Annotated in this window: 25 protein-coding genes; 17 read left to right on the forward strand and 8 right to left on the reverse strand. The window is 63.6% G+C overall.

Translation table 11 applies throughout. From position 1 onward, the window contains the following. The first annotated feature begins 111 nt into the window (after window positions 1–111). The 9 genes from ACOQOU_RS14700 to ACOQOU_RS14740 all read left to right on the forward strand — a co-directional run bounded on the left by ACOQOU_RS14700 (window position 112) and on the right by ACOQOU_RS14740 (window position 7,597). Complete coding sequence (locus ACOQOU_RS14700; RefSeq protein ID WP_306024539.1) at window positions 112–750, forward strand: glutathione S-transferase family protein; 639 nt, start codon at window positions 112–114, stop codon at window positions 748–750. Window positions 751–995: 245 nt separating this feature from the next. Next, the gene (locus ACOQOU_RS14705) at window positions 996–3,362 is read left to right on the forward strand and encodes a putative monovalent cation/H+ antiporter subunit A (protein WP_306024540.1); all 2,367 of its coding nucleotides are present in this window, start codon (window positions 996–998) and stop codon (window positions 3,360–3,362) included. A gap of 4 nt (window positions 3,363–3,366) precedes the next feature. Continuing rightward, window positions 3,367–3,786 (forward strand): Na+/H+ antiporter subunit B, encoded by a 420-nt coding sequence (locus tag ACOQOU_RS14710; protein WP_109767323.1) that lies wholly within the window; start codon window positions 3,367–3,369, stop codon window positions 3,784–3,786. After that, window positions 3,786–4,163, forward strand: a complete 378-nt coding sequence (locus tag ACOQOU_RS14715; RefSeq protein WP_109767322.1) for a Na+/H+ antiporter subunit C — start codon at window positions 3,786–3,788, stop codon at window positions 4,161–4,163. Before ACOQOU_RS14710 ends, ACOQOU_RS14715 begins: the two co-directional genes overlap by 1 nt. Before the next feature lie 20 nt (window positions 4,164–4,183). Beyond that, the gene (locus tag ACOQOU_RS14720) at window positions 4,184–5,773 is read left to right on the forward strand and encodes a Na+/H+ antiporter subunit D (RefSeq protein WP_306024541.1); all 1,590 of its coding nucleotides are present in this window, start codon (window positions 4,184–4,186) and stop codon (window positions 5,771–5,773) included. Next, window positions 5,770–6,243 carry a Na+/H+ antiporter subunit E gene (locus ACOQOU_RS14725; protein ID WP_109767320.1) on the forward strand — a complete coding sequence of 158 codons (474 nt, stop codon included), beginning with the start codon at window positions 5,770–5,772 and terminating at the stop codon, window positions 6,241–6,243. Before ACOQOU_RS14720 ends, ACOQOU_RS14725 begins: the two co-directional genes overlap by 4 nt. Beyond that, complete coding sequence (locus tag ACOQOU_RS14730) at window positions 6,243–6,623, forward strand: cation:proton antiporter (protein WP_109767319.1); 381 nt, start codon at window positions 6,243–6,245, stop codon at window positions 6,621–6,623. The genes ACOQOU_RS14725 and ACOQOU_RS14730 overlap by 1 nt, the downstream gene beginning before the upstream one ends. Further along, window positions 6,620–6,952, forward strand: a complete 333-nt coding sequence (mnhG, locus tag ACOQOU_RS14735; protein ID WP_306024542.1) for a monovalent cation/H(+) antiporter subunit G — start codon at window positions 6,620–6,622, stop codon at window positions 6,950–6,952. Before ACOQOU_RS14730 ends, mnhG begins: the two co-directional genes overlap by 4 nt. 207 nt (window positions 6,953–7,159) lie before the next feature. Then, entirely contained in the window at window positions 7,160–7,597 is a 438-nt protein-coding gene (locus tag ACOQOU_RS14740) for a MucR family transcriptional regulator (protein ID WP_306024543.1), read from the forward strand. A gap of 70 nt (window positions 7,598–7,667) precedes the next feature. On the opposite strand, the gene ACOQOU_RS14745 is transcribed toward ACOQOU_RS14740, so the two are convergent. Further along, entirely contained in the window at window positions 7,668–7,955 is a 288-nt protein-coding gene (locus tag ACOQOU_RS14745) for a hypothetical protein (protein ID WP_109767316.1), read from the reverse strand. An 85-nt stretch (window positions 7,956–8,040) separates the two neighbouring features. Between ACOQOU_RS14745 and ACOQOU_RS14750 the strand changes: the two genes are divergently transcribed. Both ACOQOU_RS14750 and ACOQOU_RS14755 read left to right on the forward strand, forming a co-directional pair. Beyond that, the gene (locus tag ACOQOU_RS14750; RefSeq protein WP_306024544.1) at window positions 8,041–8,616 is read left to right on the forward strand and encodes a helix-turn-helix domain-containing protein; all 576 of its coding nucleotides are present in this window, start codon (window positions 8,041–8,043) and stop codon (window positions 8,614–8,616) included. Then, window positions 8,606–9,409, forward strand: coding sequence for a DUF6456 domain-containing protein (locus ACOQOU_RS14755; RefSeq protein WP_109767314.1), 804 nt, complete (start codon window positions 8,606–8,608; stop codon window positions 9,407–9,409). Before ACOQOU_RS14750 ends, ACOQOU_RS14755 begins: the two co-directional genes overlap by 11 nt. A 16-nt stretch (window positions 9,410–9,425) precedes the next feature. Here ACOQOU_RS14755 and ACOQOU_RS14760 read toward each other — a convergent pair whose 3' ends face one another. Together ACOQOU_RS14760 and ACOQOU_RS14765 are read right to left on the reverse strand one after the other, a co-directional pair. Further along, window positions 9,426–9,842, reverse strand: coding sequence for a SufE family protein (locus tag ACOQOU_RS14760; protein ID WP_109767313.1), 417 nt, complete (start codon window positions 9,840–9,842; stop codon window positions 9,426–9,428). 91 nt (window positions 9,843–9,933) lie between these two features. Beyond that, a complete protein-coding gene (locus ACOQOU_RS14765; protein ID WP_158585242.1) occupies window positions 9,934–10,266 on the reverse strand; it encodes a DUF5330 domain-containing protein in 333 nt (110 codons plus the stop codon). Between the two features lie 302 nt (window positions 10,267–10,568). Between ACOQOU_RS14765 and ACOQOU_RS14770 the strand changes: the two genes are divergently transcribed. From ACOQOU_RS14770 to ACOQOU_RS14780, 3 genes are read left to right on the forward strand one after another with little or no spacing between them, the layout of a single operon-like run. Continuing rightward, on the forward strand, window positions 10,569–12,020 hold the full coding sequence (locus ACOQOU_RS14770) for a sensor histidine kinase (RefSeq protein ID WP_420578890.1): 1,452 nt from the start codon (window positions 10,569–10,571) through the stop codon (window positions 12,018–12,020). Beyond that, window positions 11,998–12,918 carry a peptidoglycan-binding protein gene (locus ACOQOU_RS14775; protein WP_306024547.1) on the forward strand — a complete coding sequence of 307 codons (921 nt, stop codon included), beginning with the start codon at window positions 11,998–12,000 and terminating at the stop codon, window positions 12,916–12,918. Before ACOQOU_RS14770 ends, ACOQOU_RS14775 begins: the two co-directional genes overlap by 23 nt. A gap of 10 nt (window positions 12,919–12,928) precedes the next feature. Beyond that, window positions 12,929–13,291, forward strand: coding sequence for a DUF1491 family protein (locus ACOQOU_RS14780; protein WP_109767309.1), 363 nt, complete (start codon window positions 12,929–12,931; stop codon window positions 13,289–13,291). 9 nt (window positions 13,292–13,300) lie between these two features. Here the strand turns inward: ACOQOU_RS14780 and ACOQOU_RS14785 are convergent, their stop codons facing one another. Next, entirely contained in the window at window positions 13,301–14,086 is a 786-nt protein-coding gene (locus ACOQOU_RS14785) for a hypothetical protein (RefSeq protein ID WP_306024548.1), read from the reverse strand. A 176-nt stretch (window positions 14,087–14,262) separates the two neighbouring features. Between ACOQOU_RS14785 and ACOQOU_RS14790 the strand changes: the two genes are divergently transcribed. Further along, complete coding sequence (locus ACOQOU_RS14790) at window positions 14,263–14,478, forward strand: hypothetical protein (RefSeq protein ID WP_109767307.1); 216 nt, start codon at window positions 14,263–14,265, stop codon at window positions 14,476–14,478. Window positions 14,479–14,497: 19 nt separating this feature from the next. Here ACOQOU_RS14790 and ACOQOU_RS14795 read toward each other — a convergent pair whose 3' ends face one another. The 4 genes from ACOQOU_RS14795 to ACOQOU_RS14810 all read right to left on the reverse strand — a co-directional run bounded on the left by ACOQOU_RS14795 (window position 14,498) and on the right by ACOQOU_RS14810 (window position 18,481). Further along, entirely contained in the window at window positions 14,498–15,055 is a 558-nt protein-coding gene (locus tag ACOQOU_RS14795) for a DUF1254 domain-containing protein (protein WP_306024549.1), read from the reverse strand. Further along, window positions 15,052–15,636, reverse strand: a complete 585-nt coding sequence (locus tag ACOQOU_RS14800) for a DUF1214 domain-containing protein (protein WP_109767305.1) — start codon at window positions 15,634–15,636, stop codon at window positions 15,052–15,054. Before ACOQOU_RS14800 ends, ACOQOU_RS14795 begins: the two co-directional genes overlap by 4 nt. Before the next feature lie 114 nt (window positions 15,637–15,750). Continuing rightward, complete coding sequence (locus tag ACOQOU_RS14805) at window positions 15,751–17,913, reverse strand: transglycosylase domain-containing protein (protein ID WP_109767382.1); 2,163 nt, start codon at window positions 17,911–17,913, stop codon at window positions 15,751–15,753. A gap of 142 nt (window positions 17,914–18,055) precedes the next feature. After that, complete coding sequence (locus ACOQOU_RS14810; protein WP_109767304.1) at window positions 18,056–18,481, reverse strand: DUF983 domain-containing protein; 426 nt, start codon at window positions 18,479–18,481, stop codon at window positions 18,056–18,058. Window positions 18,482–18,648: 167 nt separating this feature from the next. Between ACOQOU_RS14810 and ACOQOU_RS14815 the strand changes: the two genes are divergently transcribed. Together ACOQOU_RS14815 and ACOQOU_RS14820 are read left to right on the forward strand one after the other, a co-directional pair. Next, window positions 18,649–19,059, forward strand: coding sequence for a hypothetical protein (locus tag ACOQOU_RS14815; RefSeq protein WP_109767303.1), 411 nt, complete (start codon window positions 18,649–18,651; stop codon window positions 19,057–19,059). After that, window positions 19,004–20,239 (forward strand): DNA-packaging protein, encoded by a 1,236-nt coding sequence (locus tag ACOQOU_RS14820; RefSeq protein WP_245412866.1) that lies wholly within the window; start codon window positions 19,004–19,006, stop codon window positions 20,237–20,239. Before ACOQOU_RS14815 ends, ACOQOU_RS14820 begins: the two co-directional genes overlap by 56 nt. Window positions 20,240–20,252 lie beyond the last annotated feature (13 nt).

Genomic DNA, 20,252 nt, shown 5'->3' on the forward strand with positions numbered 1-20,252 from the left:
CGAAAGGGATTGGGCATGGTGGGTCCGCTGTGCTTTTGTCGCGCTTCTAGGTACGCTGCCGCGCGGTGATTGCAATCGCGCCGGAAAGAAATTCGTTCGGGAGGTGAGCCGATGGCTTTGACGTTTTACACAAACCCGATGAGCCGCGCCCAGATCGCCCGCTGGGCGCTTCACGAGGTCGGTGCCGATTACCAGGAGCGCATTCTGGGCTTCGGCGCCGAGATGAAGAGCGCCGACTATCTGGCGGTCAATCCGATGGGCAAGGTCCCGGCCATTGTTCATGACGACACCATTGTCACCGAGGCGGCCGCTATCTGTCTCTATCTGACCGAGGCTTTCCCGGAGGCGGGTCTTGCGCCACAGACGCGAACCGAGAAGGCCGACTGCTATCGCTGGATGTTTTTTGCGGCCGGTCCCGTCGAACAGGCCATTACGTCGCACGCCATGAAATGGGACGAGGGCCTGGACGCCAAAAAATCGGCAACGCTCGGTTTCGGCACCTACGATGCCGTTGTCCACACGCTGTCCGCTTTCCTGGAAGGCCGCGACTATGTGTGCGGCGGTCGCTTCACGGCAGCCGATCTCTATGTCGGCGCACAGGTAGACTGGGGTCTGCAATTCGGCACGATGCCATCCACGCCGGCTTTCGAAACCTATGCCGCACGGCTGCGGGAGCGTTCCGCCTACAAGGCCGCCAGGAAAATCGACGCTGATGTAATCGCGGCAATGCAGGCGGAGACCAGCACTTGACCGGCGCGTCGCACCCAGATCGACCGATCGTTGTCCGCGCTTCAGCGACACCATGTGCCGTGCCGCGGCCAAACAGTTTTGCCGCAGCGCGGGGGCGCAAACGGCCCGGTTGTGTGCGAAAATCGGTAAAATCGGACGGGCATGATCTTGCCTAGCCATCACTTCCCGCCTAAATCCGGCGCAAATAACAACAATCACGCCGCTTTTTTGTCCCGCGCAGAAAAGACAACCTACGCCAAGACCTCATGGATCTGACGTTTCTCGCCTTTTTTGCGCCCTTCATCGCGGCCGCGTTTGCACCTGTTCTGGTCAGGCTTCTTGGTCACAATGCCGCCTGGGTCCTGGCCCTGGTTCCTGCGCTCATCTTCGTCCACTTTGCCGGCTTTCTGCCCCAAGTGGCCGAGGGCGGCAGGGTGACGGGCGGCGTTCAGTGGATTCCGTCCTTCAACGTCAATTTCTCCTGGCTGATCGACGGCCTGTCCCTGACCTTTGCCCTTTTGATCTCGGGCATCGGCACGCTGATCGTTCTTTATGCGGGCGGCTACATGAAGGGCCATCCGCAGCAGGGCCGGTTCCTCTGCTTCATCCTGATGTTCATGGGCGCGATGCAGGGGCTGGTCCTGTCGGACTCCTTCTTCATGTTCTTCGTGTTTTGGGAGCTGACCTCGATCACCTCGTTCCTGCTGATCGGGTTCAACCACAATGCCGAGCGCTCGCGCCGCGCTGCGATGCAGGCGCTGGTTGTCACCGGCGGCGGCGGGCTGATCCTGCTGGCAGGTCTCATCTTCCTGTGGAACATGACAGGCGTCAGCGAGTTCTCGCTGCTCCTGGGCACCGGCGATCTGGTTCGCGAGAGCCCGTTCTATCTGGCGGCCCTGATCCTTGTTCTGGGTGGCGCGTTCACCAAGTCTGCGCAGTTTCCGCTGCATTTCTGGTTGCCCAACGCGATGGAGGCGCCGACGCCCGTGTCGGCCTATCTGCACTCGGCGACCATGGTCAAAGCCGGCGTCTACCTTCTGATGCGGCTCAATCCGGTGCTTGGCGACACGATTGCCTGGGAAACCATTTTGCCGCTGTTCGGCGGCGCGACGCTGCTTGTGGGCACCTTCCTTGCCGTGCGCCAGACCGACCTCAAGCTGATGCTCGCCTATACGACCGTGGCCTCGCTCGGCCTTCTGGTCATGCTCACCGGCTTCGGCACCGAAAAGGCGATCGAAGGCGCGGTCCTCTATCTGGTCGCGCATTCGCTGTTCAAGGGTGCGCTGTTCATGGTGGCCGGCAATGTCGACCACGAGGCCGGCACCCGCGACGTGACCAGGCTCGGCGGACTTTTGGCGGCCATGCCGATCACCTTCGGCGCCGCGATCCTGTCGGCCTTCTCGATGGCCGGCCTGCCGCCCTTCGTCGGGTTCCTCGCAAAGGAGGAGATTTATTACGGCATCGCCGCGTCCGATCCCTGGTCGATCTTCATCACCACCGTTGCGATCGTCGGCAATGCGCTGATGTTGGTGATCGGCTTTGCCGTCGCCGTCAAACCGTTCCTCGGCCCCAAGGTCGAAACGCCCAAATCCGCGCACGAGGCGCCGCTTTTGATGTATGCCGGGCCGGTTTTGCTGGCCGCGCTGAGCCTTGCTGCCGCCCTCTGGTCGGGTCTGTTCCACCAGTTCATTTCAAGCCCGATGGCATCGGCTGTCGCCGGTGCGCCGCTTGAGATCACCATCTCCATCATCCCCAAGCCCGGCATCGCGCTGACGCTGTCGATCGTCACCATTGCAATCGGCGCCATACTCTATTTCGGACTGGCCCGTCTGCGCGCTGCAATGGCGGCCTCGCTCGAGGCGATCGGCTGGGGTCCCGACCAAGGGTTCGACCAGTTCATGCGCGGGCTGGTTCGCCTGTCTGTCGTTCTGACGCGCACGCTGCAGAACGGCCGCATGGAATTCTACATGACGGCGACCTTCGTGCTGCTGGCCCTGTGGCTGTTCCGGACCATGTTCGTCGCCGACGAGTGGCCCGCGGTTCCGGCCTTCCCGGTCCTGTCGATCTATGAGTGGGTCACCGTTTCCATCATCGCTATCGGCCTGATTGCGGTCGTGCGTGCCAAGAACCGCCTGACGGCGATCGTCTCGCTCGGTATTCAGGGTTTCGCCGTCGCGATCCTGTTCATGCTGATGGGCGCGCCGGACCTGTCCTTCACCCAGTTCATGGTCGAGACGCTGACCGTGGTCATCCTGGCGCTTGCCATGACGCGGCTGCGCCTGTCGCCGCAGGATCATCGCTCCGCCGGCCAGACGGTGCTCGACGGCACCATCGCCATCGCCTGCGGCGTTGCGCTGACCTTCATCCTGCTGCAGATCCTGCAGACGCCGTTCGACCGGACGCTGACCGAGTTCTTCAATCTCTACTCCTATTCGCTCGCCCAGGGCCGCAATATCGTCAACGTGATCCTCGTCGACTTCCGCGGGGTGGATACGTTCGGCGAGATCGGCGTCGTCATGGTGGCCGGATTGGCGATTCTCGCCCTTCTGCGGATCGTGCCCAAGCGGTCGCTGGGCAGCGCGCCGGCGCCGCGCGTGCCCGCGCCCGAACCCGTCGCCGTGGGCAAGGAGTGAGCCGATGCGCACCTTGATCTTCCGGGCAACCGCTCCGTACCTGACCGCGCTGATGCTGCTCTATTCGATCTTCGTCCTGTTGCGCGGGCACAACGAACCCGGTGGCGGCTTTATCGGCGGACTGATCGCCGCATCGGCGCTGGCCATCTACGGCATCGCTTGCGGCGTTTCGCCGGTGCGGCGCGCGATCCGCTATCATCCGATGGCGATTTCCGGGTTTGGCCTGTTCCTTGGTGCGATCGCCGGGATGTTCTCGCTGTTTGCCGGCGTGCCCTACATGACAGGTCTTTGGATCTACCCGACCGTTTTCGGCGTTGAACTGAAGCTTTCCACGACGCTGATCTTCGACATCGGCGTCTATCTGGTCGTGCTCGGTGCCATCACCTCCATCGCGCTCGCGTTGGAAGAAAAGGAGCGCGACTGATGGAAACCGCCGTTGCGGTCCTGACCGGCCTTTATTTTGCGGTCTCGATCTATCTGATGCTGTCGCGGCACATCATCCGCATCCTGCTGGGCACCGTAACCCTGTCGACCGGTGCGAACCTGACGATCTTCGCAATGGGACGCATCACACGGGAAGTGCCGCCGATCATCCCCAGCGGCCTTTATCTGCCGGCCGAGGGCGCCGCCAACGCGCTGCCGCAGGCGCTTGTCCTGACCGCGATCGTGATCGCCTTTTCCCTGTTCGCCTTCCTGCTCGTGCTCGTCATGCGCTCCTATCAGGAGCTTGGCACCGACGACACGTACGCCATGCGCGACGCTGAACCCGAGGGCGAGCCGCTGCCGCCGCTCGGCTACTGAATTCAAGGACACCCGACCCGATGGCCGCCGCCGAAAGACCTGCGATCGACCCAGCCGACGCCTTCGTCATGGAGGCGCCCGCACTTGCCGACTGGCTGATCGTGATGCCGCTCGTCATCGGCTTCATCTTCGCCGCGCTTTGCCTGATGACCCGCAAGGACACCAGACGGCAGCCGGCGATTGCGATCACCGGACTTGTCCTGATCCTGCTGTGTGTCGTCGGCCTTTTCGTCCATGTGCTCGTCAACGGCACGGTCGTGATGGCCATGGGGCGCTGGCTGCCGCCCTTCGGCATCGCATTCGTTGCCGACATGCTGGGCGCGACGCTTGCGCTGATCAGCGGCATTGTCGGGTTGGCGACCGGCATCTACGCCTTGCGCGAGGCCGACAACACCGAACGGCGCTACGGCTTCTACCCGTTCCTTCTGATGATGTTGTCGGGCGTGATCTGCGCCTTCCTGACGGGCGACATCTTCAACCTCTATGTCTGGTTCGAAGTGCTGCTGCTCGGCTCGTTCGGCCTCCTGATCCTGGGTTCGAGGCGTGACCAGCTCGACGGCGCGACCAAGTACGCGTTTTTGAACCTGGTTGCGACGACGCTGTTCCTGATCGCCGTGGCCTATGTCTACGGCCTGTTCGGAACGCTCAACATGGCCGACATCGCGCGCAAGGCGGCCGTGATGGACGAGGTCGGGCCGCGCCTGACGATCGCCGCGCTGTTCTTCTTTGCCTTTGCGATGAAGGCGGCCGCGTTCCCGCTCAACTTCTGGCTGCCGGCCTCCTATCACACGCCGCGGCTGGCGGTCGGCGCGATCTTTGCCGGTCTCCTGACCAAGGTTGGCGTCTATGCGCTGCTGCGCATTCTTCTGACGATCTTTCCGGCCGACCGCGACGATCTGGCCGTGGCGATCGCCGTCGTTGCCGCCGCATCGATGCTGCTCGGCGCGATTGGTGCGCTCGCCCAGACCGACATGCGCCGCGTTCTGGGTTATCTGGTGATTTCCGGGATCGGCATCATGCTGGCCGGCCTGGCGCTCGGCAGTGCAACGGGCCTGTCGGGGACGGCATTCTACACCGCCCATTCGATGGTCGTCATGACCGCGCTTTATCTCTTGGTCGGCATTGTCGGCGCGGCGGCCGGCACGTTCGATCTTCATCGCGCAGGCGGTCTTTATGCAACCGCACCCTGGCTGGCGGTCGTCGCGCTGGTCTTGGCCTTTTCCGTCTCGGGCCTGCCGCCCTTTTCCGGCCTCTGGCCGAAGATTTTTCTGGTCAAGGCTTCGATCGACGTCGGCGCCTGGTGGCTGGCCGCCGCCATCCTTCTGTCCGGCTTCCTGACCACGATCGCCATTGTGCGGCTGTTCGCTTTCGCCTTCTGGCGCCCCGCCCATCCCGACATGCGGTCGCTGTCGCTTGCCGAAGTGCCGGTGGCGCGGCTGGGCCTGCCGGTCCTGGCCGGCCTGTGCGGCCTGACCGTCATCGCAGGCCTTTACCCCGAACCGTTCATCCAGGTGTCCGACCGGATCGCGTTCGAATTGATGAACCCGGCTGGCTATATTGACGCGGTCTACGCGCCGATGCCGGCCGCAGCGGAAGGAGCCGTGCAGTGAACCTGTTTCTCGCCAACATCCTTCTCGCCCTGTCCTGGGCGGCCGTCTCCGGCAGCTTCGCGCTGATCAACATCCTGTTCGGATTTGCGCTCGGCGCATTGGCGTTGACCATCATCCAGGAACAGGTCGGCTCGGTCGGCTATCTGTCGCGGCTTTACCGCATCATCTCGCTGCTGCTGCTGTTCGTCTACGAACTGATCCTGTCGGCCACGCGTGTGGCCATTCTTGTGCTGTCGCCGAACATGAAGCTGAAACCGGGCATTCTGGCCTATCCGCTCAAGGTCGACCGCGATCTGGAAATCACGGTTCTGGCCAATCTGATCACGCTGACGCCGGGCACGCTGTCGGTGGATGTCTCCGCCGATCGCAAGACGCTCTACATCCATGCGCTGGATTGTTCGGACCCCGACAGCATACGCGCCGACATCGCCGACGGCTTCGAGCGCAAGATATTGGAGGCCTTCCGCTGATGGGTGCCGCCGAGTTTCTCGACTGGTCGGTGCAGATCGCCTTGGTGATTCTCAGCCTGGCGTTCCTGGGTACCGTGTTCAAGGTGATCCGCGGGCCGACGCTGCCCGACCGGATTCTTGCGCTCGACATGCTGGTGGCGACCGCCATCGGCTTTATAGCGGCCATCGGCATCAAGACGGGTTTCACGCTTTACGTCGATATCGCGATCACGCTGGGCCTTGTCGGTTTTCTGGCGACGGTTGCGTTTGCCCGGTTCGTTCTGACCCGTGGCCGCAGCGAGAACGATGGGCCGAGCGAAGACGACGACATGACGCAGGACGCGGTGATCATGCCCGATGCCGCGCAATTTTCCGAAATTGGCGAGGCGAAGAAGAAATGACTGAATTGGCTCCAATTATTGCCGGTCTACTTGTTCTCGTCGGATCGTTCTTTGCGCTGGTTGCGGTGATCGGTCTCTGGCGGCTGCCTGATATCTACACGCGGTCCCACGCGGCCTCGAAAACCGGCACGCTGGGCTCGGGTCTGGTGCTGATCGCGCTCGCCGTTCATGCGGGCGACGCGGGCACGACGAGCCGGGCACTCGCAGGCGTGGTCTTCTTCCTGTTGACCGCGCCGATCGCCGCGCACCTTCTGGCGCGCGCGGCATACGCTGTGGGCTATCCGCTGACCAAGGACAGTGTGCGCGACGATCTGGCGAATCGCGATTGATGCCCGGAAGGTTCTGCAACCAAGGGTCGAATCAATACAATTGAACAACCTTTGGTGAAAGGTCGTGCCAGTCAATATGTCAATTCTTACGGTGCAAATACATAAATGTGTTTGGATGACGCCAAGAAACGTTTGCATATTCGCTTAAATCATGAGAGGCCGTATCTTACGGGTGAGACTATATCAATAACAAGAACGAGGACTCCCTTGGATAACGATCAAAGACCTCACACAGACAACAACCTGCTGGTCGAACTGACCGCCGAAGTGGTTTCGGCTTATGTGGGCAACAATCCGGTTTCCGCATCCGACCTTCCTTCGTTGATCTCCCAGGTGCATTCGGCGCTTGGCAAGACGGGCGATGGCACCGAAAGCGGTCCGGCCGAAAAGCCCGTGCCGGCGGTGAACCCCAAGCGCTCAGTCACGCGCGACTACATCGTGTGCCTGGAAGACGGCAAGAAGTTCAAGTCGCTCAAGCGTCATCTCATGAGCCACTATGGCCTGACGCCGGAAGAGTACCGCGAGAAGTGGGGCCTTGCGCCCGACTATCCGATGGTTGCTCCGGCTTATGCCGAACAGCGTTCACGGCTGGCGCGCGAAATGGGTCTCGGCCGCAAGCCGGGTGCCAAAGTCAAGAAAAAGTAGCGCGCCAGGCGATGTGTCGGGTGGTCGTCCGAATGCTCGGATGACTGTCCGCCAGCGCGTTGCAGGCTGATCACGTACCGTGCCCATGACGGCGGGCTTCGATGTACGCCGCCACCATGTCGCGCACCGTTTTCAGGACAATATGGCGGTTCAGGTCGTATGACCAATGCCGGCCAAGACCCTTGTTGCGCTCGCGTATCAGGCGGCGGTCGAGCGCGCGCAGATGCTCGCCCAGCTCAACCGGACTGGCATCATCCAGATCCCGGTGCCGCACACCGATAACCCGGTACATCATCCAGTCCGCTTCGCCTGCCACCGGCGAAGTGTTTCCCGAACCGGCATTGTTCTGCACCGTCATGATCCCACCCGAGGCAAAAGAGTGGGTCACGATAAGAGGGCGCCGGAGACGTTCGATAAGTCGCCCCCGAACGTGCCGAGCCGATTTGGAAAACAAAGCGCAATCAACAATTTGTATTGCCCAGGTAAAATTTCCTATCAAACCTTGTCTGCATCAATATAAGAATTTATTCCTCAATATGGAGGTGATGATGCAAGGCTTGGAGCATGCCGGGGCCATTCAGTTCAGACGGGTATTCGCCGAGGCGGACGAGGTCGACTGGCCGTGTCCGGAAGACCATGACGTCACACACGCCTGCTCCACCCTGGCCGGTTCGCCCGCTGGCGAGGAGGCCGTTGCCGTCTGCGATGGCCTGATCGATCTGATCGCGGTTCTGTTCTCGGTCAGCGGACGTCATTTGCGGTCGCCGAAACGACACGGACGCGCCATTGCCCGCGTGCGCCAGATTGGCATGTACATCGCCCACACCACGCTGGGAATGCGCATGGTGGACGTGGCGACCGGCTTTGGACGCAACAAGAGCACGGTCATGTACGCCTGTCATCTGGTTGAGGACATGCGCGACGATCTCGAGTTCAACCAGATCGTCGCTCGCGTCGAGCAGATCGTTCGGGCCGCCTTCCATCTCGGGACATCGCGGGACGTCGGCAATGGCCGGTAACAGTCTTGCCAGGCGCGCCATGCGGCTGCTTGGCGCGCTTGACCGGCACGGGGCGGTTCCGGTTACCGATGGCGGCGCCGGGACCTGTGTGCTGCATCTGACCGATATCCGCGCCGTGCGCTGTCCCGCCGCGCAGTTTGAGGCGATGGTTCGCAAGGGTTGGCTCGATCTCTCCGCATGTCCTTCCACGGGGCGGACGCTGGCGTCGGTCAGTAACGATGGTCTTACCTGGCGCAAGCGGACGATGGCCGGCGGCGATTTCGCAGGCCAGCACCGGCAGGTCACGAGCACCGCAATCGACGGCCAATCGGGCCTCATCCGCAACAACGCCGAATCACCACTTGCGCGATTGGCGCGGCCCGGCGGTTCGCGGGGCGGAGCATGGCTTGAGCAGAGCCATCTGCTGGCGGGCGAACGATTGCGCTCCGACTTCGAGTTCGGTCAATTGGCAGCGTCCGTTTCCGTTTCGTGGGATCCGGCCCGCACCGTACGCGATGGCGGCGGCGCAAAAGGGCGGCAGGATCTGTCCGACCGTGCGCTTGATGCTCGCGCCCGGTTCAATCGCGCGCTTGACGCTGTCGGTCCCGAACTGGCCGGGCTTCTGGCGGATGTGTGCTGTTTTCTCAAGGGACTTGAGCAGGTGGAACTGGAGCGCAAATGGCCGCGCCGTTCGGCAAAGGTCGTGCTCAGAACGGCGCTTGAGGCTCTGGACAGGCACTACAATCCGCCACCGCCGGATGCGCCGCGACGCATGCGGCACTGGGGCGGGTCGGATTACCGCCCGCCCATGTGACCGGTGCGCCCCGCGCTCAGGCCGCGGCCATGCCGGCTGCCTCCGCCTTCATGCGTTCGACCATGGACCGAAGTCCGTTCGCACGCTGCGGCGTCAGGTGGCTGTCCAGGCCGATGCGCTTGAACAGGGCCTCGGCATCGAACGCAACGATGTCGTGCGACGGCTTTCCGGACAGCGCGCTGATCATGATCGCCACGAGACCGCGAACGATGTGGGCATCCGAGTCGCCGCGAAAGTGCAGCGTTTCGCCCTCGCCGGGCTCGGCGACGACCCAAACCTGGCTGACGCAGCCATTGACCTTGTTTGCGGCGGTTTTCTCGCTGTCGTCCATATCGGGCAGTTCGCGTCCGAGCTCGATGACATAGCGGTACTTGTCCTCCCAATCGTCAAGGAGGTCGAAATCGTCGATGATCGTATCGATGGCACGTGTCATTGCGGACCCGGATGCGGACTTGGCTGCGTCCTACATATGGCCGTTGCCGACCAGCCTCAAGGGGCCGCTCGGCGCGCCAGGCTGTCCGGTGTCAGGCGCCTTCCTGGGGCGACTGCGCGGCTTCATCGCCCGCTTGCGCCCGCTCGATGAAGCCCGCCGCGATGACAAGCCCCTGATGCGCACGCGCCAGCGCAGCATCGGCGAGCGCCCGGCCGCTCTCGCAAAGCGCGGGTTGCCGCGTGCACAGCGAACCCATGTCTTCGGCCACCGCGCCGGCGAAGCGCGCCGCGTGGATCGATGTCTGGGCGTTCGTTCCGGCGTCGGCTGCGGCAATCGTGCCCGCTTCGTCTGCCGGAACAAGGCTCGGCAAGATCATCAGGCCCAGAAAGCCCCACACGGTCATTTTGAACGCAAAGCGGATCATCTCGTCGTCCCCGAAAGCGATTGTCCCGCAGACATTGTCGTCGAGAGCCGTGAAACGCTCGTGCCGGACCGCAGCTCGAATTTCGACAAATTCCGATAAAATGCCATTCATCTCGAAAAGTGGCGTGGGGTCAAAGGTTTGACGCCGATATCCATCCGTTAACCATATCCGTCAATTGGCAGGGGCTCGACCCTCAATCGACTTTGTCCGGCGTTCTTGCGGGCTCCGGTTTATCCATTCGTAAACGGTGGCATGGGAGTGTCGGTCTGCCGTTGGGATTTGCGGTTGGGTGTTTGAGTATCGTGTTGCGTTTTCTCGAAAACAGTCCCGTCGACGACTGGGGTTGGGCTGCATCGGGTGGCCGCTTTGGCCGCCGGCTGATTGCTGCGCTGCTGGCTGCGGCCGTTTCCGGCGCCGCTGGAGGGCTGGTCCTGGCGGCGGCGTTCGGCAATGGCGATGCGCCATTGTCCCTGACCGTTGCGGCAATACTGTCGTCGTCGCTCTTTGCCTTGGGCGCCGTTTGGGCTGCCCGGGCGGCGATCGCTGTCAGGCAACCAGGCGGCGGCCCGCAAGCCAAGCCGGCATCGCCCGATAGCGTCGCGTCGAAACCGGCCTTGGCCCGGGCCGTTCACATCGACGAAAAGACGGTCGTTCGCAGGCGCTTTGACTTTCCCGACCGCATGGCCGGGCCACTGGCCGCCGGTGACCGCATGCTTGACCGCATCCATGTCGGTGATCGTGTCGCCTTCCTGCGCGCCGTGTCGCGCGCCTGTGTGCGCGATGCGGCCCCTGTGGGCCTCACCCTTCGCTTCGACCGCAGCGGCGCCGGCGATCGTCAGTCGCTGGAGCCGGCCGCTGTGATCCTGTCGCCGGATGCTTCGGGCGGGGTGCAGCTTCTGATCGCCTGCGATGTCGAACAGACGGCATTGAAAACGCAAACCGCGGCCGACCCCGAAGGCAGCCGCCTTGCCATGGTCAGCCACGAGTTGCGCACGCCGCTCAACGCGATCATCGGATTTGCCGATCTGGTTCGCGGCGATACGCTGGGTACCCTGCCGCCCGACCGTCAGCGCGATTATGCCGACCTGATCCATGATGCGGCCACCCACCTTCTTTCGGTCGTCAACGCCATGCTCGACGTTTCGAAGATCGGTGCGGGCCGATACGCGATCAATCGTGAAGCCTTCGATCTCGAGCGCACCGTTCGCGACGTGGCGAAAATGATCGCTCCGCGCGCCCAAGCCAGGGGCGTCCACGTCAATCTCCACATGGAGAAGACGGGCGCTCCCGCCCATGCCGACCGGCGCGCGGTCCGTCAGATCGTCACCAATCTGCTGACCAACGCGGTCAAGTTCACGCCTGAAAATGGCTGCGTGACGATCGATGCCGAGACGTCGCCCGATGCGCTCGTTCTGCGGGTTTCGGACACCGGGATCGGCATCGCGCCCGAGGACATCGACCAGCTGGGCCGGCCGTTTTCCCAGATCGACAATTCCTACACACGGCAATGCGAGGGAACAGGGCTCGGACTGTCTCTCGTCAAGGGCCTGGCAGCATTGCATGGCGGCACGATGCAAATCGAGAGCGCTCCGGAGATCGGCACGTGCGTGACCGTGATCCTGCCTCATGTCACCGCCGAAGCCGCGGCCAGCGGGAACACGGATGACCGGATCACCCCGCTAAGGCCGTCAAGCCCGGATCCGAACGAAGACAATGACAAGGAGATCGCCGATGCGCCGCGACTATTTGGCTGACATGGATGATCGTGACAGTGTGCTTGGCGAGCTGACGCACGGGCTGTGGCGCCTTGCCGTCCGGAATCGTCGGCCTGTTCTTGCCGGGCTCGGCGTTTTCGGCGTGGTCTCCTACGCCAGCATCAATGCGCTTTATCTGCAGGACGGCGCGCATCCCTCGGCTTTTTTCGAGACCCGCGATACGCTGACGGACAGACGCCACGCGCTTCGCAGTGACGAACGCACCACGGACGGCGGATCGCCGGAGCCATCGTCGGTCACCCGCATCGTTTTCAATGAAGATCCCTCCGACACGTCGGTGCCCGGCGCCGTTCCGCTGGCACGGCCGAGCGAGCGGGTGGCCGATTCCGCGACTGTCGAGCAGGTCGTGGCCGCACCACAAATCACGTCCACACAGCAGGACCCGACGGCCGAACTCCAGCAGATGCTGGCAGAGCTTGGCTTTTACGACGCAGCCGTCGATGGCATTGCCGGACCACGCACGCAAGCCGCCATCGAGGCCTACAAGACGAGCGTCGGCCTGCGCGGCATCGACCTGTCGGCCGACGAATTGCTGACCAGCCTGCGCAACAACATGATGGTCACCGCTGCGATCCCGCGTCCGCGGCCGGCCGCGCCGGCTCCGCAGATCGGAACCCCACCGGTGAGCGCGCCGGCGGCGCAGGAGCACAACAGGGTGCAGGACGCCGCGCTGGCGCCCGTCGCCGATCCGGACGTTTTGCGGGTCCAGGCGGGACTGAAGGCATTCGGCAACGACGATATCCGCGTCGATGGCGTCGCCGGAGAGCAGACCCGCATGGCGGTTCGCGAGTTCCAGGCTTTGTTTCGGATGCCGGTCACGGGCGAAATCGACACCGCGCTGCTCGACAAGATGGTCGCGGTCGGCCTGATCGATTAAAGGCCGGTCGATGGCACCGCGCGTCACATCGGAAATCTTCGTCGGTGCGCTTTTGCGCACGGCCCGCGCCGGTGGCGCGTTCGGCTATGTGGCACGGCGCGGCAACGCCCAGGCAGGCGCTGTCGTAATCGTGCTGGCCGATCATGCAAGCGGTTCCTATGACGTTTACCAGAGTGCGCCGCCCGGCCCGGACACGCCCGATTTGGCGGATGAAGGGCGCCGGTTCGTGCTGTCCCGCAAGCTCGAAGGCGACGAGGCCCTGCGTCAGTTCTCCGAAAGCGAAGCCCGCTTCGATCCCGATTTCTGGCTTGTCGAGATCGAGAACTGGAACAGGCCGGTGGACGGCCTGATCGCGCTTGCGGTTGAGGGCTAGCCTGCGCTGTCAGGCGGCGCCCTTGTCCGCAACCGGTGCCGGTTCGATCTGCGAATTGGCCGCCTGTTGCCCCGCCACAAGCGATTCCAGTTCTTCGAGTTGCCACCGCCGGACACGGTCGGCCGCATCGTGAAGGCCGACTGCGTCGTAGGCGGAGCGGAACCTGCGTTGTACGCCGGTATCGTTGGCCAAATCCGGTGCGAGACCCTGAAAGACGGACATGGCCTGCTCGCCATCGAAGCCCATGAAACGCAAGGCAAAAAGCAGATTGCGCGACGTCGGATCGTCGCACAGGATGCGCGCGCTGGTCATGGAAAGCCCGGTACAGTCCGCCAGAGCGGTTTCGAACAGCGACCGCGATTGTTCGCCGGCCAGAACCGCGATCTGGCTGAGCGCGCCGGCGTCCAGACGCTGGGTCGGACCGCTGCGCTTATGCCCATTGGCGGAGCGTTGAGCCGTTTGCGGGGTTTGGCGCAATTCAAGCGCGCGATCGACGGCCGGATCGTCAAGCCCGCGCAGCGCGGCGCGCACGGGACCCGACAGGTCTGGCCGGCGCGCGATGGCGCGTACGCGCGGACCGGCACGGTAGCTGCCGATCATCGTCAACAACATGCGATCGTCGACCGCCGGCGTCCTGGCAACGAAAGGTGCCGCGATCGCTTCGTCGCTGTCGCAGAAGAAATGCACGATCTCCAGCGGAGTTGTGGCCAACGGTGCGAAAATCGCGGCGATCGCGCGCCGGTCGTCCGCGGAGACCAGATCGATGTTCTCCAGAATGTGCTTCTGGATGCGCATGCAATCTTCGGTGGAAGGATTGCTCAGCCGCGCGAACTGATCGGCGTTCTCGATGAGCATCCTGGCTAGGCGTTGGTTCTGCATGCAAGCAAAGCTAGCGCGCAAGCGTTAGCAATGCGTTAACCATAAGCACGCAACCTTGGGTTACTCGCCATCGGACACGAAAAGGGGTTCCCATGGCCGACATCGTTGCAATGGCCTCCTACCGGGCGGCGTATGAACGGCTGCAATCGAAGCGCCGGTCCGATCTTCTGGCGAAAACCGGCCCGGCAACACTGCTGCTGTTCACGGGCGTTCGTCGCGAGCCGATCGGCGGCAAGGCCTCGTCCGGCGCCAAAGGCAAAGACCGATCTGCCCGCCGTCGCGCAAAGGCGCCCGCAACCGATCACTGAGATTGCCGGGCCAGCGGCGTCAGAACTCCAGCGATCGGCATTCCAACGCATCGGCAAAGCGCGCGCTGATGCCGGTCCACGTCTCGTCCGGCACAAACACCCGCACCACCGCAAATCCGCGCGGATCGTCTGCGGGCGCTATGATCGCGCCGGCCAGTTCGGTGGGCGTGCTCTGTCGGACAAAGCGCAACTGCGAGGCGTTCAGAACCGCCAGATCCAGGCGCTGACCGGCCGCCAGCCGGTCGTTGGCGGAAAAAAAGCCGGTCCCCAAACTGTCGTAGAGATTGACCGTCCAAAGCGGAACACGCCCGGTTGACCGCAGGTGCGCGGCGCCATCGGCCAGATCGTACCGGCAAACGATCGTTTCAAAAAAGGGGTCGGTTCCGTGCACCCCGCTTCCGAACGCGGCATCGGCCGTTCTGGTCGGCAACCGATATGGACGGTTTTCCTCGGTTTGTCCGGCAATCTGGTTCCAGGGCGTGTTTGCGGACACAAGCGGCAGCAGGAAAACGATGACCAGGTGCACAACGGCCGCCCCGACCAGACCGACCAGGGTTGCATAAAGGAACCGCGTCAAGACTGGCACCTCACACGCCGCACGTCCGGCATCGAGAAATCGATCAGGCCCGTGCTTGTCGCGATGGCCGTATCGTAGAGCGCCAGGACGAACCGAACCGGTCCTTCGTGATCCAGATGTAACCAGTTGCCGGGTTCCGCCTCGTCGGACACCAAAATGCGGATGCTGCCATCGGGATCGTGCAGGATTGCCCGGTTGTGGGTTCGGGCCGACAATCCTTCGGGGGCCTCCAGTGTCCGGCCGTTCTGGTCGACGGTCCGAAGCGTCCAAAGCCGGCTGGCGGGCAGACGGCCTTCTATGACATAGCTGCAGGTACCCACGATCATTGCACCTTCTGAATCGCGGGCTGCGCTGAACGCCAGACCTTCGGCCGCACCGAGCGCAATTCCCCCATTGCGGGCGGCATGAGCGCGCGCGTAGGGATCGGCGTCTTGCGAGCCGGCGCGCGGATAACCCGTCCACTGGCCTATGGACAGGGCGGAAAAACCGGCGAACCGATCGGTGATCGCCCATGCGCTGTAGCTGCCCAAGGCGAATGCAAGGCCCAGCACATAGGCGACGGTCAGGATTGTGCGCATCATTGGACGGACGTCGGGAGTCTGGCGGGAGCTGCGGGCTGTGTCGGAACGAAAAAGCCCATCCTGGCGCGCGTTGTTGCGCCGCGCCCGCGCTGTGCATCGGCCCGTCGCTGCATGTCAACGCGACCGCGCGGCAAGCTGCTGCGGATCAGAGGACAGCGGTGCCACGCTGCCCAGCCTGTCCTCCAGCGCGATCAGGAACCGGACGGCTTCTTCGGACAAGGCCAGCCGTCGCAATGGCAGAGACTCAACACCCTCTTCGGTTGCGATTGCCGGTTCTTCCTCGGCCACCGGACGGATCGAGTCCTCGACGCCGGGAAGCGGCACAAGGTCCACATCGCGGTGTGCATAGGACATGATGCGCTGCCATGTCATGGCGGGAAGACGGCCGCCGGTCAGCCGGTTGGTCGGCGTATAATCGTCATTGCCGTACCATACCGCCGCGGTGAAATTGCCGGTGTAGCCGACAAACCAGGCGTCGCGGTAGGCTTGCGTCGTTCCCGTTTTGCCGGCGACCTTGATCCCGTCGAGCGCCGCACGTCGTCCGGTGCCCCACTCGGTCACATTGACCAGCATCCGGTTCAGCATCTCGGCTTTGTCGGCGTCGAGGACGCGCGTTCCCTCGATGGTTGTGCGCCGGCGGTCATAGATGATTTCGCCCGACACGCTCTTGATTTGGGTGAAGGCGTGGCGGGTACCGGCAATGCCGCCGCTGGCCAGCGTCAGATAACCCGTCGCCTGGTCCATGACCGTCATCCCCGCCGTGCCCAGCACCATTGTGTGATGGCTGATGATGTTCGATTCGACGCCCATCTTCGCCGCCATGTCCACGATCGGTTTGGTTCCGCCCAGATGGTCGCGCGCGATACGGACCGGAACCGTGTTGATCGAGCGGGCCAGGGCGGTCGCCAGTGTGACCCGTCCGGCAAAGGAGCGGTTGTAGTTCTGCGGCGACCATCCGCGCCAGGTTATCGGCTGGTCGGCGATGACGGTGGCGTCGGTAAGTCCCGCGTCGATGGCCGCCGCGTAGACATAGGTCTTGAACGACGAGCCGGCTTGACGCTCCGCCGCAGTCGCCCGGTTGAACTGGCTCACCCCGTAGTCGCGTCCGCCGACAAGGGCGCGGACCGCGCCATTGGCCTCGATCAGCACCACCGCGGCTTCGCCGACATTGTAATCCTGCCCATGCTTGCGCAGAAAGAATTGCACGGACTCTTCCGAAGCTCGCTGCAACTCCGAATCGATCGTCGTCCGCACCACCACGGACCGGGACGGCAGGTTCTCGGCGATGATGAAGTTCTTGACCTCCTCGAATGCCCAATCGAGGAAGTAATCCGGGCTTTCGGCATTGTTGCGCAGCACGACGTCGGCCGGCTCGCGCCGTGCGCCGGTGACCTGGCCTTCGGTCATGAAATCGGCCTGGACGATGTTGGTCAGCACCTCGTTCGCCCGGCCGCGTGCAGCCGGCAGGTTGATGTGCGGTGCAAAGCGCGCCGGCGCCTTGAACAGGCCCGCGAGCATCGCCGCCTCGGCCAGATTGACGTCACGCACATCCTTGTCGAAGTAGAACTTCGCCGCAGCGCCCACGCCAAACGTGCCGCCGCCCATATAGGCGCGGTCGAGATAGAGCTTGAGGATCTCCTCCTTGCTCAGATTGGCCTCCAGCCACAGCGCAAGGAATGCCTCCTTTATCTTGCGTTCCAGCGTCCGCTCATTGCTCAGGAACAGGTTTTTGGCGAGCTGCTGGGTGATCGTCGAACCGCCCTGCACGACAGAGTTGGCGCGTACGTTTTCCGTCATCGCGCGCACAAGCCCCATCGCATCGATGCCGAAATGATCGAAGAAGCGCCGGTCCTCCGTGGCCAGAACCGCCTTCACCAGATGATCGGGCAGATCCTCCACCGGCACCGCATCGGTGTGCAGAATACCGCGCTGGCCGATCTCGCGGCCGTACCGGTCAAGGAAGGTGACGGCGAACTGGTCCTGGTTGCGCCAGTCCTGCGCCACTTCGCGCGAGGACGGGATGGCCAAAGCCAGAAGCGCGATCAGGCCGAGCATGCCCAGCGTCATCGCATCTCCGGCCGCCTCGAAGAACACACGGCGAAACCCGCGCGGGCGGAACCTGCGGAAGAAGATCGTGATGTCTTCCCAGGTCTGGGCCGCCCTGAAACCGGAATTGTAGATGGCCGAATCGATCCACGCGTCAATTTCCAGAAGGAATGACGACTTCTTGTGCGGCCTCTTGTTTCGGCCGTCGTCTGGCAGGTTCAGATCATCCATGTCGCAAAATGCGCGCTGCGCTGCCGGCCTTGCCGGCGCCCGGCCCCATTCATGCCAACTCGCAGAGCCCGCACCCCACAGGCTCCTGATCCTGTCTTGCCGCATTTCGCCATGTCCGGCAATGGCCCGCCCGTGTTTGGCGTTAACGACCGGCGCCGGTTCCGGCGTTCCCGGCCGGGTCCAGCGCGCCTTCGCGGGCACCGTGATAGTATTGCGTTGCAACCATCAGGCCTTTGAGCGGGCGCAGCGGTAGAACGCAGAACGCCAGCAGCAGGGGAAACGTCAAAAGCGCGTTGAGCCAATAGGGCGCGCCGACGGCGACCTCCATCCAGATCGCGAACGCGACCACCGGGATGCAGGCGAACGTGATGACGAAGAAGGCGGGCCCGTCCGCCGGATCGGCGAAGTCGTAGTCGAGACCGCACACCTCACAATGATCGGCCAACGCGAGGAAGCCCGAAAACAATCGGCCCCGGCCGCAGCGCGGGCATTTGCCCACGAGCCCGGTGTGCTGCGGTTTGATCGGCGGGTAATCGGTGGCAGTGCGCGCGTCGGAAGAGGTCGACATGGAAGGTCCGTTCAAAAAAATGCTCGATGATAGGAATATTTTCTTGACACCGTGACGGTGCCGGCGTAGGGTAGTGGCATAATCACAAAATTGGGTCGACACGGCGCTTCGTCGCATGACGAGGGCTGGATCGTTGGCCCATTGTGGGTTTTCAAGAGAGGTTTGCGATGGTTTCCGGATCGGGCCGCCAAGGCGCGGCGCCGTACATCGCCCTGCCGTCCCGTGTGTTTGAGGCGCTGGAGGCGCAGCTTGAGGTGCAGGCCGAGCGCGTGATCGCGCTGGGTGAGCAGAGCGTGGGCGTCGACAGGCCGTTTCTGGATGCCGTTCCGGCTTTGACCAAGGCGGCCGAGAGGTTTGGCGACCTCAAGGCTTTATGCGGTGACGCGGATGGCGAGACGCCTGAAGACGAACTGGCGGAACTGCGCGCCTTTTTTGAGGCGATCGACAAACGGATCGACGAGCTTGCCCATGAACGTGCCGCCGCGATGGTGGCTGACGACACCGTCGCGACATGTCCGGCGTGTGGCGCTCAGATGCGGACTTCTGGCCCTGCGGGAGGCGCAGACCCCGCCCCGTGACCGCAACTGGTCGACATGGCTTTTGCTGGGCGGGCGCGGATCGGGCAAGACGCGCGCCGGCGCCGAATGGGTGCATGGTCTTGCCAGCGCTGCCCGTCCGTTCGGCGACGGCATATCGGCGCCGATCGCCTTGATAGGCGAAACGATCGCCGATGTGCGCGATGTGATGATCGAGGGGCCGGCCGGCATTTTGCGTTCGGCGCTCTATAACCGGCCGGTCTACGAGGCAACGCGGCGCCGGCTGGTCTGGCCCACGGGCGCGGTGGCGCAGGTTTTTTCTGCGCATGATCCGGGCAGTTTGCGCGGGCCGCAATTCGCGGCCGCCTGGTGCGATGAGCTGGTCAAATGGCCCTATCCCGGCGAGTGCTGGGACATGCTGCAATTCGGCCTGCGCCTGGGCGACTGGCCGCGCCTGGCGGTGACGACAACGCCGAGGCCGCTCAAGCTTCTGGCGCGCATCATGGATGATGCCGCAACCGTCACCGTCCGGATGAGAACCGCCGACAATGCCGCCAATCTGGCGCGTGGCTTCCTGAACACGATGCAGGCGCGCTATGGCGGCACGCGGCTTGGACGGCAGGAACTCGATGCCGAAATCCTCGGCGAACGCGATGGTGCGCTCTGGACACGCGACCTGCTCGAGCGGAGCAGGTCAGCCGGCCGCGACGACCATCGGCGGATCGTCGTTGCCGTCGATCCTCCGGCCAGTGCGAAAGCGACTTCGGATGCGTGCGGCATCGTCATTGCCGGCCTCACCGATGAGGGCGTGGTCGACGTCATCGCCGATCACAGCATTGGCGCGGCGACGCCGCGCCAATGGGCTGGCCGGGCGGTTGCGGCCTACCACGCCGCAGGCGCCGACATCATGGTCGCCGAAGTCAACCAGGGCGGCGACATGGTCAAGAGCGTGATCGGCATGGTCGATCCGACCGTCAATGTCAGTCCGGTGCGGGCGACGCGCGCCAAATGGCTGCGCGCCGAACCGGTGGCCGCGCTCTATGAACAGGGCCGTGTGCGCCATGTGGGCGTGTTGGCAGAACTGGAAGACGAGATGTGCGATTTCGGGCTGGACGGGCTTTCTTCGGGCCGCTCTCCCGACCGGCTCGACGCGCTGGTCTGGGCGATCGGCGAACTGGTTTCCGGTGCGCGCGGCCGTCCGCGCGTCCGCGCGATCGTGTGAACAACGGAAGAAC

The sequence above is a fragment of the Oceaniradius stylonematis genome, assembly GCF_965223445.1.
In the GTDB taxonomy this organism is placed as follows: Bacteria; Pseudomonadota; Alphaproteobacteria; order Rhizobiales; family Rhizobiaceae; genus Roseitalea; species Roseitalea stylonematis.